This is a genomic window from Stieleria sedimenti, from assembly GCF_025060895.1.
Classification (GTDB): Bacteria; Planctomycetota; Planctomycetia; order Pirellulales; family Pirellulaceae; genus Stieleria; species Stieleria sedimenti.
This window is the reverse complement of record NZ_JANZKV010000195.1, coordinates 1-15,166: the sequence shown is the minus strand read 5'-3', so window position 1 is coordinate 15,166 and position 15,166 is coordinate 1. Positions and strand designations below refer to the sequence as shown.

Below are 15,166 nucleotides of genomic sequence, written 5' to 3'. Positions count from 1 at the left end.
CGCTGCGTCGCAGCGACCGAGAATCGCCTAAAGGCTAAACACCAACGGTTGACACACCACTGAATCTCCATCACCGCGCAGCAACTCCGACCCCGGCACCATGCTCACTCGCATCATTGAACTCTCACTGACCAACCGTGGTCTGGTCATCATTCTGACATTGTTGATGGCCGCCGCGGGAATGTACTCGGCGCTGCACCTGCCGATCGACGCGGTGCCGGACATGACGAACGTGCAAGTGCAAGTCGTCACCGACGCCGGTTCACTTTCGCCGGTCGAAGTCGAACGCTACGTCACGTACCCGGTCGAAAACACCATGGGCGGGCTGCCCGACGTCGAAGAGCTCCGCAGTGTCTCCAAATTCGGCATCTCCGTCGTCACGATTGTGTTCACCGAAGGCACCGATATTTATCGTGCCCGACAACTCGTGACCGAACGCCTGGGGGATGCCGCAGCCAGCATTCCGCCCGGATACGGATCACCGACCGTCGGACCGTTGACGACCGCACTGGGAGAAATCCTGCAGTTTGAAGTCCGCAGCGACCGGCACACCCCGATGCAGTTGCGGACGCTGTTGGAATGGGACGTCGCGCCACGCTTGCGTGAAGTCAGCGGCGTGACGGAAATCAACACGCACGGCGGTTACTACAAGACGTTCGAGGTGCAACCCGACCCCGACCGCATGACAAGCTATGGCATTTCGATGGAATTGCTGTTCGAGCGTCTGCAGAACAACAACAACACGTCCGGCGGCGGCTACGTGATCCACCACGGCGAACAGCGTTTCATTCGCGGTGTGTCGCTGCTGGAAACCGCTCAGGACATCGAAGAGGTGGTGGTTCGCCGCGAAAGCGATGGCAATCCGATTCTGATTCGCGACATCGCCGAAGTCGGTATCCAGCCGATGACGCGTCAGGGTGCGGTCACACGTGACGGACGGGGCGAAGTCGTGACGGGATTGGTGATGATGCTGATCGGCGAAAATTCACGCGAGGTCGTCACCGCGGCGAAACAGCGGCTGAAAGAGATCGAGGTCACGCTGCCCGAAGGCGTGACGTTGGAAGTGACCTATGACCGCGCAGCGCTGATCGGTCGAACGCTGAAAACGGTGCTGACCAATCTGACCGAAGGCGGCATGTTGGTGATCGTGGTGCTGTTGCTGATGCTGGGCAACCTTCGCGCCGGGATCATCGTTGCCTTGGCGATCCCGCTGTCGATGTTGTTCGCCACGAACGTGATGGCCTACACCGGCGTCACCGCCAGCCTGATGAGTCTGGGCGCGATCGATTTCGGATTGATCGTCGACAGTAGTGTCATCATGGTTGAAAACTGCATCCGCAAACTCTCGCACGACAACGGTGACACCAAACACGAAGACGTGATCCGTGACGCGGCCGTCGAAGTCCGCAAACCGACCATGTTTGGCGAACTGATCATCGCCGTCGTCTTCCTGCCAATCCTGCTGCTGGAAGGGACCGAAGGAAAACTGTTCCGGCCGATGGCGTTGACGGTGCTCTTCGCGTTGGGAGGATCATTGATTCTCTCCTTATCGTTTATGCCAGCGATGGCCTCGATCTTTCTTCCCAAAAAGATGAACGAGAAAGAGGTCTTTCTGGTGCGTGTGGTGAAATTCTTTTACACACCACTGGTCACCCGCGCGATCAAGCACCCCATCGTGACGATCGCCTCGGCGCTGACGGTGTTCGCGGTCAGTTTGCCGATGGCACGCCATTTGGGTGCGGAGTTCATGCCGCGGTTGGAAGAGGGCGACCTGTTGGTCGAAGCGTTGCGATTGCCCAGCGCGACGCTGGAGGGATCGATCGAAATGTCGACCCAGATCGAAAACATCCTGAAAAAGTACCCCGAAGTCCAAACCGTGTTTTCCAAAACCGGGCGGCCGGAGATCGCCAACGATGTGATGGGCGTGCACCAAACGGACGTCTGGGTGTTGCTCAAGCCCGTCGCCAGTTGGCCGCAGCCGAAGACGCGTGACGAATTGATCGAACAGATGTCCGATGAGCTGAACGCAAACGTTCCCGGCGTCGCCTTCGGATTTACCCAACCGATCGAAATGCGGGTCGACGAATTGGTCGCCGGCGTCAAAGCCGATGTCGCCGTCTTGTTGTACGGGGACGACATGGAAGAACTGGGAATCAAGGGCAAAGAGATCGAGTCGGTGCTGCGATCGATTCCCGGCGCCGTGGACGTCAAAGCGGACTACCAGGCCAACCTGTCGACGTTGACCATCAAAACCAAACCACAAGCACTGGCACAATACGGCATCGACGCGCAAACCGTGCTCGACGTCGTCTCGTCGCTCGGCGGGCACCAGGTCGGTCAAATTTTTGAAGGCCGCGCGCGTTATCCGATCATGGTGCGTGTCCCGGTCGATTGGCGAGAAAACCTCAAACTGCTCGAACAGGTCCCGGTCGCCGATTCAGCCGGTCAATCGATCCCGCTGAAGGAGCTTGCGGACATCCGGTTGGAAGAAACACCGCCGACGATCGAACACGAAGGCCAACGGCGGCGGACATTTATTTCCGCCAACGTGCGTGGGCGTGACGTCGCGACGTTCGTCAACGAGGCACAAGCCGCTGTGGAAGAAAAGGTTGACTTCGCACCCGGCTACGAGATTCGTTGGGGCGGTGACTTTGAAAATCTGCAATCGGCCAGTCGTCGACTCGCCATCATTCTGCCGATCGTGTTGATCATCATCATGCTGCTGTTGCACACCAGTCTGGGATCCCTGCGATTGGCACTGCTGATCTTTTTGGCCGTCCCGATGGCGGCTTCCGGCGGCGTGATCGCGCTGTACTTGCGTTCGATGCCCTTCAGCATTTCCGCCGGCGTCGGGTTTATCGCGCTATTCGGTGTCGCGGTCCTGAACGGGTTGGTTTGGGTCAGTGCCGCGGAACATCTGCGTCATACCGGGATGCCACTGCGCGAGGTGAGTGCCGAAACCGCCCAGGTGCGACTGCGGCCGGTGCTGATGACCGCCTTGGTGGCGAGTCTGGGATTCCTGCCGATGGCACTGTCAACGAGCGACGGCGCGGAAATGCAACGTCCGCTGGCAACGGTGGTGATCGGGGGATTGATCACCTCGACCCTGTTGACCTCCTTGGTGGTGCCTTGCATCTATCCTTGGTTCGCGCGTGGACTGAAGAACATCGAATTGACGCATCATGGCGAACCGGAGCCGACACTGCACTGACGGATCATGCGATGACGAGCCTGGAAGCCTGAGATCCGAAACTTCACTGCGGTTGAACGCTTAGGTGAACTGATTGATGTCGATGCCCAGTGATTTGATTTTGCTGCGAAGTGTGACGCGGGAAATGCCCAGGATCGTCGCGGCTTTGAGTTGGTTGCCCGTGGTGTGGGCCAGCACTTGCGTGATCAGTTGCCGTTCGGCGATCGAGATCGCTTCGGCATACAGATTGTCCGTCCCCTCTTTCAAACGGCGGTCGACAAACGGTTCGGAAAGAAGACTCGATGTGTCGGCTTGCGAGTCCGCTTGCGGGCTGCCGGCGCTGAGTGGTGGCAGAAAGTCGGGCAGCAGAATGTTGCCTCGTGCCGTCAACAGCGACTGTTTCATCACGCTTTCCAGTTCTCGAACATTGCCGGGCCAGTGATATTGATCCAAGATTTCGAGCGTCTCGGGCGCGATCGTTCGGATGTCCTTGCCAAATTCGTTGCTGTAACGTCGCAGAAAATACTCGGCCAACACCTTCAAATCATCTTCACGCTCGCGTAACGGAGGCAGATGGATGGTCACGACGCTGAGTCGGAAATAGAGGTCCGACCGAAACAGGCCTTCGGTGACGAGCTTTTTCAAATCATGATTCGTCGCCGCGATGATCCGTGCGTCGACTTTGATCGGAGTGTTGCCGCCGACACGTTCAAATGTCTGGTCTTGCAGGACACGCAACAGTTTGGCTTGCGTCAACGGCGACATGTCACCGACTTCGTCCAAGAACAACGTGCCGCGGTCGGCCTGTTCCAATTTGCCGATCCGCTGGCGATGGGCGTCGGTGAACGCTCCTTTCTCGTGGCCAAAGATCTCGCTTTCCAACAAGGCGTCGGGAATCGCCGCACAATTGATCGCTTGGAACGGTCCGCTGGCTCGGGCGCTGTGGTGATAGATCGCTTGGGCGACGACTTCCTTGCCGGTTCCGCTTTCGCCCAACAGCAGAACGGTCAGGTTTTGCGACGCCACGCGGCCGATCGCCTTGTAAACTTCTTTCATCGCGTGACAACGACCGACGATGGCGTCGGCAACCGAGTCACCCATCGGCGCATCTTCATCGGCCAGCACCGGTTGGACTCGCACCATGCGGCTGAGGTTAAACGCCTTTTCCAGCAACGCACGCATCTCATCCAGTTCCAACGGTTTGAACAGATAGTCGTACGCTCCCAACTTGGTCGCTTCAATTGCCGATTCGACGGTGCCGTGACCGGTGATGAAAATGAAGGGGATGCGGGGATCGATCTCGCGCAGCCGCTTGAATAATTCCAAGCCGTTGGTGTCGGGAAGGCTGAGGTCCAAAACCACGACGTCGGGTTTGGCCTGGATGAACAAGGCTTCTCCGTCGACGCCGTTATTTGCGGTCATGACCGCGGTCGTTTCCGTCGTGAACGCACGCTCAAACGCCTTCAAAATCGAGGTTTCGTCATCGATGACTAACAGGCTTTGCATGATTCCTCGCTCTTCGGCGTGTCGCCGGAATCTCTGTCCGCTTCGCCGTCCAATTGACCGTCCAATTGACCGGCAATCGGCAGCGTCAATCGAAACTGTGCCCCGTCGGGGATTCGGTTGGATCCGACCAAGCTGCCGTGATGTGACTGGGCGATCCGGCGACAGATCCCCAGCCCCAGACCGACGCCATTGGGTTTGCTGGTCGCAAAGGGTGTAAACAGTTTGTCCAACATCGTCTCGCTGATCCCTTCGCCGGTGTCCGCAACCGTTACCTCGACTTGCGACTCATCGGACGTGACCTCGATTGCCAATTCGCCTCCCTTGGGCATCGCATCGAGTGAGTTGAGGGTCAGGTTCAAGAGCAATTGTTGAAGCTGTGCGACGTCTCCATCGATGAAAATTGGGGCATCGGGACAGTTCAGCGTCAGGCTGACGTTTTGTGTGCCACACCGTCCGTCGATCAATTGCACGGTACGACCAATCGCGTCTTGAATCGGAAACGTCTTCGACTCACCGTGTTCGGGGCGAGCGTAGTCGAGCAGACCATTGACCGAACGTTCCATCCGCCGAATCTCGTGTTCGACCAATTCCAGATCGTCGGTCGGCAGCCCCTCGTCGGCGAACTTGCTGCGATTGACCTGGATCAACATCTTGATGGACGTCAGCGGATTGCGGATCTCGTGTGCGACGCCCGTGGCCAGTTGAGCAAGCGTCGCCATCTGTTGTGCCCGCAACGCTTCGGTTTCGCGTGCCATCAGCAATCGTTCTCGTTCGGCCCGTTCGAACTCGGTCAAATCGCGGAGGATCGCGATTCTTAATTGCCCCGTTTCGGAGGGGTATTCGCTGACGGAGACCTGGACCGGAAACGACGTCCCGTCGTGCCGATCGACGTCGATTCGAAACTCACAGGGAAGCGTCTCGAACGAACGGGGAAAGTCCGGCATCCGCGACTGTGTTGTTTTTCCGACCCAATCGGCGGGGTCGACGCCCAACAGTTCCGAACTGGCGCGATTGCACGACGCAACACGCCCCTGACTGTCAAACGTGATGATCCCCTCGCTGGCGTTGGCCACGATCGTTTCGGAACGTTGATGTTCCTGGATCGCGATTCGCCGCAAGGGGCCGATGATGACCCACCACAGCACGGGCGCGCAAACCATCGTCAGCAACACCGCATCGAGCACCGCCTTTCCCGTTTCACCCAGAAACTCGGGCATCACGTGGGGCAACAGAAACATCACGCCGACTTCGGCAGTGAAAACCAGCATCAAGACGATCCCCAGAATTCGCGTCGGCGAACGCAGGATCGATGACAGGGCGGACACGCGGTTGGACATGCGAAAACACTGACGAATGCTGGGAATTCGAGGCACCAGCGTGACAAGACGCCAGCCACCCTCCGGCTCGTGTGCTTGATTCAAGCGGTTGGAGAGTTCGCATTCTATCAGTGATTTCGGCATCGAACATCTCGGCACACGCGGTGATCACCTTCCCATCAACATCTCGACGGGTTTGCAACCGATGTGCCAAAACGCTCCCCGGCGACTCCCTCGCTACAACACCCGCGATTCCCGCCAATGCCCACCGTTTCTCACCGGAATCTCAATCTGATGAAGTCGCTGGCGAGGTTGCGATGGATAGAAACTGTCCAGAGCGTGAACAACTCTTGCCTTTCACGCGATCTTTCAGTTCAACGTGCCGACGCGGAGACGGGCAAAACGATGGGGGCAAGACAATGCCACGCGGAAGACGAGAAGAAGGCAGAACGATTCGGGGCAGAATGATGAAGACAGGGAGACAGGGGGGAGCGAGCGATTGGAGCAAAACCTGCAGAGTCCCAGCAGCCACCCCATCATTCTGCCATCTCATCATTCTGCCATCTCATCGTTCTGCCCCCATCGTTTTGCCCCCATCGTTTTGCCTTTCGATTCCGCCTCCGTCAGCGTCACTGTCCGCCGAAGGACGCGCCGCGGATTCCGTCGCCGTCGGTGTAGTCGGCCGGGGCGTCCAGGCCGCCGGTCAACAACAGCCCTTCGACTTGGGCGTCGGCCTGTGCCAGTCGACCTTGGGCGGTAATCAATCGGATCGCCGATTCAAAATAGCTGCGGCGAACGACCAGGACTTGCAAGAACTCCAGTTCACCGGCTCGGTAGGCCTCTTCACTCAGGTCCAAACTTTTTTGCGTCTGGGGAATGATCTCTTGCTCGTACTTCGTGACCGCCGCCAGCGAGGAATCGAAGGCTTGTGCGGTCCGTGCCAGTCTGGCCTTGATCGCTTGTTCGATGCGTTTGACATCCTCAAGGGCTCGCGTGTAGTCGGCGTAGGCTGCGGAGATGTTGCCAGCGTTTTTGTTCCAGACGGGAAGGGGCGCGTCGAATTGCAAATTGATCATGCCCGAGTCGGTGGCATTGTCATAGCCGGCACCGAACTGAGCGTTCAGGTTGGGAACCATCTGCACGCGTTGTCGTTTCAGCAACGCGTATTTTTCACAGACCAACGCGTTGGCGGCGGATAATTCGGGACTCTCGGCCAGAATCTGGCTGTAAGCGGCTTCCCAATCGCGGGATGACTGTGGCGTCGCGGGAGCGTCGACCAATCGCGCTGGGGCGGTATCCCCCAGTCCGGCGACGGCGGCCAGGTCTTGCCACGCACCCCGATACTCGATTTCCGCCTGCTCGGCGGCAAGCATGATTTCACTGAGCAGCGTCTGGGCCTGCAAGACCTCGATCAAATTGCCCTCTTCGGCTTCTTGACGCTCCATCGCGATCTGAACTCCGCGACGGGCGACCGTTTCAAAATTGCGCGTTGCGTCGGCTCGTCGCTGCGCCGCGACGGCCTCGAAAAAGCGGACACGAACATCCGTCAAGACACGAAACCGCTGGGTCTGCATTTCCCAACGTTGGGCCGACATCGTGTGGCCCAAGACTTCTCGATTGAGTTCTAACTTGTTTCCACGAACAAATTCCTGTTCCACAAACACGCCGTGCTGGTCGGTATTTTCATCGGCGAGTTGTTGCCCGAAATAGCCCAATGTCGGATTCGGGCGAGTCCCCACTTGGTTCCGCAACCCGGCGGCCTTGGCGGCGGTCGCGCCGGCGGCGATGATCGCAGGATTGTTGCCGAGCGCGAGTTGCTCGAGTTGCTCGAGCGAGTAGACGTTTTCGCCAACCGTCTGCGCCCCGTCGGCCGTCACCAAATCGCTAAACGATTCCAATCGCGATTCAACAGCCTGGAGATCGACCGGCTGCAATGCGATTCGTTCCAATTGGTCGGCAAAACTGATCGCCTCTCCGTCTTCGTCTTCCGCGTAGGCGACCGTGTCGACCCCACCGGCCGGCTCAGGTGTTGCTGTGGATCGCACCGGCGTGGCGGCGGTGGATTGCGTGCCGTTGGGCGCTGCGCGCATCGGGGGCGCAAGGGACGATGCATTGATTGTCGCGGTCGCCGGCGGCGCGGGGTGCGGGCCGACTTGAGCACAGCCGACCACAGACAACAAGCAAAAAGCCGATAGCGACATCTTGCGACATCTAATGGCATCCGTGCGCACCGCTAAGCTCCCAAATGAGAAATGATCAACGGGCTTCCCTGCCAAGCTGATCCAAAGCACATCCGATCGACATGCAATACGAACGTTCTATCGGAGCGATTGTCGCGATGCTTCGTCTTGTAGTGGGTCTAAGCCTCAAAAGCTCGACACACGTCTCGGGCAATCCGTGTAACCGGTAGAGATTGACAGGGTGTGATAAACTCTCGTCGGAACCGTGATCGACCGTGGGAGACAATGCGTTTGATGGACAGATTTTTGTTGCTGCAGATCCGCAATGCGGACGACAAGATGCGCGATCAGGAGATCGGGTGTTTTGCCAGAGCGTTGAACTGCGACCGATCTCAAATCGGGGTTCACGATTTGCTGGCCGGCCCGCCCACGATCGAAGAACTCGATGCCGTCGATGTTGTGCTGCTGGGGGGCAGCGGTGACTACTCGGTCGCCGAGGGGGGAGACTGGCTGCCGCCGGCTCTGCTGGCGATGTGGGAGTTGGTTGAATTGGGCAAGCCGACGTTCGCTTCCTGCTGGGGATTCCAGGCAATGGCCAAGGCGCTCGGCGGTGAAGTCGTGACCGACGCCTCACGCGCGGAACTGGGGTCGATCGAAGTTCAACTGACCCAGGCCGGACGTGACGATCCACTGTTCGGGCCATTGGGAGACCGCTTTCTCGCCCCGATGGGACACCAGGACTGCGTCGTCCGGCTGCCCCCGCAAGCCGTCTTGTTGGCGCGGAGTGAAACGAACCAAAACCAGGCGTTCCGAGTCAAGGATCGGCCGATCTACGGAACTCAGTTTCATCCCGAATTGGATCGCCTCGCCTTCATCCAACGGATCCACGCTTATCCGGCCTACGTCAAATCGATCACCGGAGACTCGCTGGAAGCGTTCGAGGCGAGCGTGCAAGACACGCCCGCCACCGACCAATTGCTCGGCCGGTTCATGCAGTTGCTGCGTGAAGCGTAGGGCATGCTGTGCATGCCGGTTGTCACGCACAGCATGACCTACCGCCCGCGATGGCAACTGCAACCGACCGATTCGGATGCCGTCGCCGACACGCCCGCACCGGCGTTGGCTTCCCAAAAGAACTCCGCCCGGGGCGCATTGTCTCCGATGCGATTCATCCGGTCGGCTTCGAACAGGTTGCCGTCGGCGATCACGAATTGGATTTTTTCCGAGTCGCGAATCTGCGTGGTCGGATCGGCGCCCCGGCGGATCACGATCAGGTCCGCCAACTTGCCCGCTTCGATCGATCCCAGATCGTCATCCAGCCCCAAGTACTTCGCTCCGTTGATCGTTCCACAAGTGAGCGCCTGCATGGGAGTCATTCCTCCCTGCACGAAACTCCACATTTCCCAGTGCGTGCAGATTCCCGGAAGCTGACCATGACCACCGGTTTGAACCAGCCCGCCCTGCTCGACCACTTGTCTGGCGATTTCCGCGACCTTGATGTGGTTGTAATCTTCCAACGGTGATTTTTCGCGGCGTCGGGCGCGGGGGTTCAAGATGTGGGGAGGGATGAACGTTTTCAACCGTGTGTGCAACCACAGGTCGTCGATCTGGTACCAGTAACGCTCGCCCGAGAGTCCCCCGTAGGCGACGTTCAACGTCGGCGTGTATCCCACGCCAGTGCCTCGCCATAGATCCATGACGTCGTCATAGGCCGTTTGCACCGGCAAGGTGTGTTCGATCCCGGTGTGTCCATCGACGATCATGGTCATGTTGTGCATGAACGTCGAACCGCCTTCGGGGACGACCAACATGTCCAACTTTCGAGCCGCCGCCAAGACCTGTTGTCGTTGATCGCGTCGCGGTTGGTTGTAGCTTTTCACACTGAACGCTCCCACGGCCTTCATCCGTTTGAGATGAAACTCGGCGTCGGCCAGGGATTCGATTTCGGCTTTGTAGGAGCCGGTCGCACCGTACAGAATCTTGCCCGTCGAAAACGTTCGTGGGGCATGGATCACGCCCGCCTTGGTCATTTCGCTGGCTGCGAAAATACTGTGCGTGTCATTGCTGGGGTCATGGATCGTGGTGACGCCGAACGCCAGACGGGCGTAATCGATCCAGTTTTGTTGAGGCGTGATCCCGTCGGTTGCTTGGGCCCCGTGGGCGTGGGTGTCGATCAAACCCGGCAATACGATTTGGCCCTGGAGGTTCGTTTTGATCGCATCGTCTGGCAACTCGACGTCCTCGCGACTTCCCACGGCAACGATTCGATTGCCGCGGATCAAGACGACGCCGTCTTCGATCACCCCGGCCGGACCCATCGTGACGATCTTTCCGCCGACCAGTGCACGGGTTTCAGCGGGTTTGGCGTGATGATGGGTGAAGCCGATGTGGACGTTCTGGACGGCCTGGGCATCTGCTTCCGCTTCAGCCTGCTCTGTTTCCGCCTGATCCGATGGAGCAACGTCCGGTTCAGCACCGTCGCTTGCCAATGCGACCATCGCTCGGGAAACGTCGCAGGTAAACAGTTCCGGTCCGAGGGACCAGTGCAATGCCGCACCGTCACCGGAAAAATGCACAAAGTCGCCGGCTTGTTCGCTGACCTTGGCGATCGGCAACCCCTTGCCGCCGGGACCGACTTTGATCGCCGACGGGGCCTGAACGAAAGGAGTCACATAGACATGAAACCGCTCGATCAGCGCCAGCGACTTTCCGTCCGGCGAGATCTGCATCTCGGTCGCCCAATCACTCGTGTAGTGATCGCGGGCGTGTTGGCCGGAAAGGTCGACCGAATACAGGGTGACGTTGTCGGATTCTTTTCCGCCGCTCCGTCGCGTCAAAAAAATCCGATCGCCCGAGGCGGCGAACTGTGGATCGCTCCCCGATTTGGTGATCTGCTCTGCCACCCCGTCACGCCAATCGATTTGATAAATCCCTTGCTCGCGCGACCACAGCGCCGACCGCAGGTGGCCGCCGCCGCGGCGTTCATACACCAGCCGTCTTCCATCCGGCGAAAACGTCGGGTTCGTGTAGTGCCCCGGTTGATCGGTCACGATCCAGTTTTCGTCGGCCGCCGGATCGGTCGATGCGATTCGGATCGTTCCGAGATCTCGATCGTTCCAAGTGGTGTAAACGATGTATTGTCCGTCACGGGAGAAACACGGTGCAAATTCGAAGTGCCGGGTTTGTTCGGTCAAACGAACGGGGGCACCGTCGGGCAGGGATTTAACGTAGATGTATCCGAGTGCTTGATAGGCGACCCGGTCACCGGTCGGCGACACACAGACGTCGCGCAACATCTTGACATCGAAATCGTCTTCGGCGACCGGCGTCTTGTGGCGAACGACGGTCTTGACGGTTCGCTTGTCGCGGATCCGAAACGGGATGATTTCGGAATCGCCGCTTTCCAGATCGATCCGGCGGATTTTCCCTTTCGCCCAAATCACGATGGATCGACCGTCGGGTGTGAAATCAAACGCGCTGTAGACGCCGTGGATCGCCCATGATTCTTGCATGTCACGTTCCAAGTTGTCATCGACCAATCGAATCTCGCCCGATTCCAAATCGAACAAATGCAAGCCGGTCTTCGCCCCGACACGGCGAACGAATGCCAGTGTTTTTCCATCCGGTGACGGTGTCGGGCGGCAGGCTCCACCGGGGCCGCGGATCAGGGTTTCCGTCGTGCCGTCAATCAGGTCCAACCGTTTGATCGCGTAAATGCCTTGGTGCGAATTCTTGTCGTATTCAAAGGTGTCGCCCGGCGTCACGTCTTGGCTGTAATACAGGTAGCGACCGTCGGGTGAAAAAACCTGCTCGTTGACGTCCTTTTGGTCGTTGGGACGCTGGGTCAGTTGCACGCCCGCGGTCGCACCGCTGGCAACCGCGTCGCGGTGGTACATCCAAAACTCGCCGGCACCCAGCGATCGCCGGCTGGTGAAGTGTTTGCGACCGACCAGGTACTGACCGTCGGGCGACCAGACGGGATTGCAAATCAGCCGATACGTTTCGCTGGTCACCTGGGTCGGCGAAGATCCATCGAGGTTGATGATCCACAGGTTGTCGCCGCCTTTCTTGTTTTTGCCGATTCGATCGCTGGTCATCGCGATCTGGCTGCCGTCCGGGCTAAAACGCGGCTGCATTTCCCAAGCGACCGTGTTGGTCAAATTTTGGGGAAACCGCTTGCCCGTCGCTTCGGTTCCGTCCGCTCCCGTGATCGGCATCAGGTACAGGTCGCCGAGCAGATCAAAGACCAACTGGGTTCCGTCGGGGCTGACATCCAGGTTCATCCAAGTTCCCGTCTCGCAGTCGATCGCCTGTTGGCGGCTCGGGGCGGGGTAGTCCTCAATGGCCCAGTCTTGCGACGTGTCCGCGTCGGCGGCGACGGCGACGGTGTGGAGCGTCACGACGACGAACCAAAACGCGAGCAAGCGGGGCAGTAGCATCTTAAAGCGGGGGAGCATGGCGCAATGAAAATTCAAGGGGTGAGTGGCGGGACGGCAGGGCGACGCCGGACGCGAACGAGTGCTGCCGACGGACGATAGTGTAGCTGGAGCCCCGTTGTCTTGAAGGATCGCCCGTCACAATGGCTCGATCAGCATCTATCTCATGTACAAAGCACCCGAACCAATCAAGGGCCGAGAAGTGCTTTGGGGCGTCGGTCAAAACGACGGCAAGATGCTTGTCCGCAAAGGCGGATCGCGGTTGGCGTTCATCACCGCGCTGATTGAACCGACCAGCGAGATGGCGACGCAAACAGTCGGTACACGATTCGCGATTTCGGAATCCAGCGTCTGGTCGAACGGATGATCCAACGCTATGCCTACTGTGATCTACAACTGAACGTCGGTTTGAAATCCGAAGACTTCGACAAGAACAACTCCGAGTATCAATTCCGGTCGTCAATCAGCTAATCTTTGGTTGCACCGGAGGCCGCACAGCGTTGTGATGTAGCTGGGATTTGACTTGTGGGGTGAGAGCGAAGAAACTGTCGGCGGGAACCGTGTTCGGTTCCTCGCCGCCTGGGGATCGCCATGCGATTTGAGCCTCTCCGTTCTGGCTGATTTCTGCGTGCAGAGATCAGCCAGTTTTGGCGGAACGCGATAGCGAATTCAACGCCCGACAACCGCATTGAGCCTCCGTGGATTCTACATGAGTCAATTCCTTCCTTCGAAGCGAGCCTGTCGCCGCCCGTTCTTCTCGCGCCATTCGCGAAACAGAATCACTCCACTCGCTTGGATGACAGTTATCGGTTTGTTGACGCAAACGCTGTCTCCGACCGTCGTTAACGCGGACTCGGCCACTCGCCCGAACATTATTTACATCATGTCCGACGACATGGGCTATTCAGATATCGGGTGCTATGGCAGCGAGATCGAGACGCCGAACTTGAACGCGCTCGCCGAACACGGGCTGCGTTACACGCAGTTTTACAACACGGCGCGGTGCTGCCCCACGCGGGCGAGTCTGCTGACCGGGTTGTATCCGCACCAGGCCGGTGTCGGTCACATGATGAATGATCGCGGCTACGACGGGTACCGGGGCGATCTGAATCGAAACTGCGTCACACTGGCCGAAGTCCTCAAGCCGGCCGGTTACCGCACTTACATGTCGGGCAAGTGGCATGTCACCAAAATGATCCGACCGGAAAACGACGCGGACAAGCACAACTGGCCTCGCCAGCGCGGGTTCGATCGCTTCTACGGCACCATCCACGGCGCCGGCAGCTTCTTTGATCCCAACACGTTGACCCGCGACAACCAATACATCTCACCCGCGGCCGACCCCGAATACGGACCGGAGGATCAGACCAACGGCACGTATTACTACACCGACGCGATCGCCGATCACGCCGTTCGCTTGATCAAAGAACATCATTTCGAGACCGGCGATCAACCCTTTTTCATGTACGTCAGCTTTACCGCCGCCCACTGGCCGATGCATGCATTGGAGAAGGACATCGAAAAGTACAAAGGGAAATATGACGCCGGGTACGACGCCATCCGCGTGGCGCGTTACCAAAAAATGATCGAACTTGGCGTCATCGATCCGAAAGCGACGACGAATTTCCCCGTCCCTGATGGAGCCAAGGAATCGGAGTTTTGGGAGTGGGACAAACGCAACATGGAAGTCTACGCCGCGATGATCGACAACATGGACCAGGGTATCGGACGGATCGTCGAAACGCTCCGCGATACCGGCGAGTTTGAAAACACACTGATCTGTTTCTTCCAAGACAACGGCGGCTGCGCCGAAGGGTACGGCCGGGGCGGCAATGCTAAACAACGCAGCGAAACGGCGCCCCTACCCGAGTTGCCCAGCGACTATCTGCAGCCCGACATGCAACCCAAACAAACCCGTGACGGATTCCCGGTCCGGACGGGCAAGGGGGTGATGGCGGGACCGGCCGATACCTACATCGGTTACGGACGCGCCTGGGCGACCGTCTCCAACACACCGTTTCGAGAATACAAACACTGGACCCACGAAGGAGGCATCTCGACGCCGTTGATCGTCCACTGGCCGGCAAAGGTCACCCGCCATGGCGAATTGGAACACACGCCCGGCCACCTGATCGATTTAATGGCGACCGCCGTCGACGTCTCCGGTGCAGAGTATCCGACCGTTTTCCACGGCGGTCACAAGATCAAGCCGATGGAAGGCAAGAGCTTGGTGCCTACGTTTGAGGGAAAACCGATCGATCGCGAAGCGATCTACTGGGAACACGAAGGCAATCGCGCGATTCGAGTCGGCGATTACAAGTTGGTCGCCAAGGGGGCCAAGGGGAAATGGGAACTGTACGACATCGCGGCCGACCGCAGCGAGCAACACAATCTGGCCGACGAGCAACCCGAGCGGGTTGAAAAGCTGGCCGCCATGTGGCAGGCCTACGCCGAGCGCGCTGACGTGTTGCCACTGAATCCGAAAAAAAATTGGCATTGACGGGAATCAATCGGGCATACGTGTTGGTGTACAGGCTT

At 58.6% G+C, this 15,166-nt stretch carries 9 protein-coding genes; 5 read left to right on the top strand and 4 right to left on the bottom strand.

Annotated features, from left to right (window positions below; all coding sequences use genetic code 11):
- Positions 1–100 precede the first annotated feature (100 nt).
- Entirely contained in the window at positions 101–3,211 is a 3,111-nt protein-coding gene (locus NZK35_RS24315; protein WP_259635123.1) for an efflux RND transporter permease subunit, read from the top strand.
- A 60-nt stretch (positions 3,212–3,271) separates the two neighbouring features.
- On the opposite strand, the gene NZK35_RS24310 is transcribed toward NZK35_RS24315, so the two are convergent.
- From NZK35_RS24310 to NZK35_RS24300, 3 genes are all read right to left on the bottom strand, one after another.
- Positions 3,272–4,696, bottom strand: a complete 1,425-nt coding sequence (locus NZK35_RS24310) for a sigma-54-dependent transcriptional regulator (RefSeq protein WP_259635122.1) — start codon at positions 4,694–4,696, stop codon at positions 3,272–3,274.
- On the bottom strand, positions 4,681–6,156 hold the full coding sequence (locus NZK35_RS24305) for a sensor histidine kinase (RefSeq protein WP_259635121.1): 1,476 nt from the start codon (positions 6,154–6,156) through the stop codon (positions 4,681–4,683). Before NZK35_RS24305 ends, NZK35_RS24310 begins: the two co-directional genes overlap by 16 nt.
- A gap of 485 nt (positions 6,157–6,641) precedes the next feature.
- Positions 6,642–8,102 (bottom strand): TolC family protein, encoded by a 1,461-nt coding sequence (locus NZK35_RS24300; RefSeq protein ID WP_259635120.1) that lies wholly within the window; start codon positions 8,100–8,102, stop codon positions 6,642–6,644.
- 384 nt (positions 8,103–8,486) lie between these two features.
- Here NZK35_RS24300 and NZK35_RS24295 point away from each other — a divergent pair, with 384 nt between their 5' ends.
- Positions 8,487–9,206 (top strand): type 1 glutamine amidotransferase, encoded by a 720-nt coding sequence (locus NZK35_RS24295; RefSeq protein WP_259635119.1) that lies wholly within the window; start codon positions 8,487–8,489, stop codon positions 9,204–9,206.
- 38 nt (positions 9,207–9,244) lie between these two features.
- On the opposite strand, the gene NZK35_RS24290 is transcribed toward NZK35_RS24295, so the two are convergent.
- Entirely contained in the window at positions 9,245–12,631 is a 3,387-nt protein-coding gene (locus tag NZK35_RS24290; RefSeq protein WP_259635118.1) for an amidohydrolase family protein, read from the bottom strand.
- 127 nt (positions 12,632–12,758) lie between these two features.
- On the opposite strand from NZK35_RS24290, the gene NZK35_RS24285 reads away from it, so the two are divergent.
- The 3 genes from NZK35_RS24285 to NZK35_RS24275 all read left to right on the top strand — a co-directional run bounded on the left by NZK35_RS24285 (position 12,759) and on the right by NZK35_RS24275 (position 15,128).
- Positions 12,759–12,995 carry a DUF1571 domain-containing protein gene (locus tag NZK35_RS24285; RefSeq protein ID WP_323379665.1) on the top strand — a complete coding sequence of 79 codons (237 nt, stop codon included), beginning with the start codon at positions 12,759–12,761 and terminating at the stop codon, positions 12,993–12,995.
- Positions 12,992–13,099: a DUF1571 domain-containing protein gene (locus NZK35_RS24280; protein ID WP_259635117.1), complete on the top strand. Its 108-nt coding sequence runs from the start codon at positions 12,992–12,994 to the stop codon at positions 13,097–13,099. Before NZK35_RS24285 ends, NZK35_RS24280 begins: the two co-directional genes overlap by 4 nt.
- Before the next feature lie 325 nt (positions 13,100–13,424).
- Positions 13,425–15,128 (top strand): arylsulfatase, encoded by a 1,704-nt coding sequence (locus tag NZK35_RS24275; protein WP_259635116.1) that lies wholly within the window; start codon positions 13,425–13,427, stop codon positions 15,126–15,128.
- Positions 15,129–15,166: the final 38 nt, after the last annotated feature.

What these genes read in the sequence shown, in the direction of transcription:
- NZK35_RS24315 (WP_259635123.1), top strand. Translation starts at nt 101, where the DNA reads ATGCTCACTCGCATCATTGAACTCTCACTGACCAACCGTGGTCTGGTC.
- NZK35_RS24310 (WP_259635122.1), bottom strand. Translation starts at nt 4,696, where the DNA reads ATGCAAAGCCTGTTAGTCATCGATGACGAAACCTCGATTTTGAAGGCG.
- NZK35_RS24305 (WP_259635121.1), bottom strand. Translation starts at nt 6,156, where the DNA reads ATGCCGAAATCACTGATAGAATGCGAACTCTCCAACCGCTTGAATCAA.
- NZK35_RS24300 (WP_259635120.1), bottom strand. Translation starts at nt 8,102, where the DNA reads ATGCGCGCAGCGCCCAACGGCACGCAATCCACCGCCGCCACGCCGGTG.
- NZK35_RS24295 (WP_259635119.1), top strand. Translation starts at nt 8,487, where the DNA reads ATGGACAGATTTTTGTTGCTGCAGATCCGCAATGCGGACGACAAGATG.
- NZK35_RS24290 (WP_259635118.1), bottom strand. Translation starts at nt 12,631, where the DNA reads ATGCTACTGCCCCGCTTGCTCGCGTTTTGGTTCGTCGTCGTGACGCTC.
- NZK35_RS24280 (WP_259635117.1), top strand. Translation starts at nt 12,992, where the DNA reads ATGATCCAACGCTATGCCTACTGTGATCTACAACTGAACGTCGGTTTG.
- NZK35_RS24275 (WP_259635116.1), top strand. Translation starts at nt 13,425, where the DNA reads ATGACAGTTATCGGTTTGTTGACGCAAACGCTGTCTCCGACCGTCGTT.